This is a genomic window from Roseateles sp. P5_B10 (assembly GCF_056400485.1).
Map to the genome: position 1 here is coordinate 1 of NZ_JBFULE010000860.1, position 2,172 is coordinate 2,172.

The 2,172-nt window shown below is 61.7% G+C and carries 2 protein-coding genes; one reads left to right on the forward strand and one right to left on the reverse strand.

Translation table 11 applies throughout. The features are described 5' to 3' along the window. Positions 1-889, forward strand: an 889-nt coding sequence (locus AC1DU6_RS28580) for a pirin family protein (RefSeq protein ID WP_477861264.1), incomplete at its 5' end; no start/stop codon positions are given. A 277-nt stretch (positions 890-1,166) separates the two neighbouring features. Here the strand turns inward: AC1DU6_RS28580 and AC1DU6_RS28585 are convergent. Next, positions 1,167-1,979 carry a tetratricopeptide repeat protein gene (locus AC1DU6_RS28585; protein ID WP_477861266.1) on the reverse strand — a complete coding sequence of 271 codons (813 nt, stop codon included), beginning with the start codon at positions 1,977-1,979 and terminating at the stop codon, positions 1,167-1,169. Between the last annotated feature and the right edge of the window lie 193 nt (positions 1,980-2,172).

Sequence of the window (2,172 nt, forward strand, 5' to 3'; positions counted from 1 at the left end):
CCACTATCCACCTGGGAACGCCGACTTGGGACCGGTTGAGCCACCACCTGCCGATACAGGTGCCGGAAAGCCCTGGCGCATGTACTTCGGGCAGACGGTGCCAGGCTTCCCTGCCCACCCGCATCGCGGCTTCGAGACCATCACCATCGTCCGCCAGGGCGTGGTCGACCACTCGGACTCACTGGGCGCCACAGCCCGGTATGGCGCGGGCGATGTGCAGTGGCTGACTGCGGGGCGTGGTGTCGTGCATGCGGAGATGTTCCCTTTGCTGGACCCCCTCGAGCCGAACACGCTGGAGCTGTTTCAGATATGGCTGAACCTGCCGGCGCGCGACAAGATGGCTGAGCCCAGCTTCAAGATGTTCTGGGCCGAGGACATCCCGAGGCATGTTGAAGCCGGCGTCGACGTCACATGCATCGTCGGCGCCTTGCACGGAGTGCACATGCAACAGCCGCCGTCACCGCCTTCAAGGTCATGGGCGTCAGACCCTAGTTCGGACTTGGCCGTGTGGACGTTGAAGATGGCGCCGGGTGCGAGGTGGCAGCTACCGCCTGCCTTGGGTAGTGGCACGCGCAGGCAGCTCCTCTTCTTCAAGGGCTCCACGCTGACCATCGACGGTGAGTGCGTCGACGCGCGTTCTGCTATCGAGGTCGACTGCTCCGCCGTGGTCGAGCTTGTAAATGGGTCCAAGGAAGCCGAGGTACTGCTGCTCCAAGGCCGCTCGATTGAAGAACCCGTCGTGCAGCACGGGCCGTTCGTGATGACCACGCTAGACGAAATCCGACGTGCCTACGAAGACTACCGAGACACCCGGTTTGGAGATTGGGCTTGGGGCGTCTACGACCCGAACCATGGCTCGAAGCGGGGAAGGTTCGCTTCAACCGATTGACTTTCGAGGACCGTGGTCAAGCGACTGCTCCCATGGGCGAAGCTGCCGGTCGGTGCCAGCAGCGCTCAACGACCGGTCCGGACGGCTGCTGTCGCTGCTGCATTGGCATGTGAATGACTCAGCTCAGCCTGATGCCGAAGTTCGGCGGACTACTGCTTCGCAGCGATTGCCGACGCTCGCGGCCGGCGTGCGTAGGGCAGCAATGTGCCCAAAGCGGAAGTACGACTCCAGGGTTGACGGTCGCCACTGCAGCGCGAGCCGTCAGCCAAGTAGCTTTTCAGGCTGAATCTAAGCTCTGGCCGAGGTCATGGACTCGGCCACTTCCGTACATCCGCGCGAGTGCCTTCCGCGCGTTGGGACCGTATCTATCAGCGTCTTCGCTCTGTCGCTCGGCAGCCTTGCGATACCAAGCGACGGCGAGCGCATCGTCCTGCTCAACGCCGCGGCCGTCCTCGTACATATCGCCGAGACTGAGTTGGGCAAGCACGTAGCCCTGCTCTGCAGCTTGGCGGTACCAATGGACAGCCACGGCGTAGTCTTGCGGAACTCCCCTGCCTTCGCAGTACAGGTCGCCGAGCGCCTTTTGTGCCAAAGCATCGCCTTGCTCAGCGCTCGTGTGGAAAAAGGCCGCAATGCGCTTCTTCAGGTTTCGCGGGCCGCTGAGACCGCGCTCAATGATGAGATGTATTGAACATTCGGCTGCCGGGGAGCCTTGCTCAGCAGCCTTCCGGTACCAAAAGATGGCTTGGGTATCGTCCTGCGCAACACCCTGGCCTTGTTCGAACATCCACGCAAGTGCGTGTTGACCGTTCATGTAGCCCTGTTCGGCGGCCTTGAGGTACCAGGCCACGGCTTGAACGTCGTCTGGCGCAACGCCAAGTCCCAGCCGGTACTTTTGGCCAAGAGTCCATTGGGCACAAGCGTGCCCTTGCTCGGCGGCCTTGCTGCACCAATGGACGGCCTGAGTCTCGTCTTTCGCAACGCCCCAGCCTTGAAAATACATGCTGCCAACGCGTTCTTGCGCATTGGCGTCGCCCTGTTCAGCGGCTTGAAGGACTTCACGAAATTTCGCGGTTTGTGCGTTCTCCATGTTGGCTAGGGTACCAAGACTGACTGCTGTCAGCCTGTTGCTGTATCTCGGCGAATTTCGGCTTTGGGCACATTGCTGCCCCACGACTGATGAATCCGAGCGGCAGCAGCCAGCCTGAAGCCGCCACCGCAGACTCCACGTCCCACGTCGCCTTAACTTTCACCTCACCTTCCCCTCATCGAGCCCTCACCTC

Bases quoted from the DNA above. Each gene is read 5' to 3' on its own strand.
- AC1DU6_RS28585 (WP_477861266.1), bottom strand. From the start codon at position 1,979: ATGGAGAACGCACAAACCGCGAAATTTCGTGAAGTCCTTCAAGCCGCT.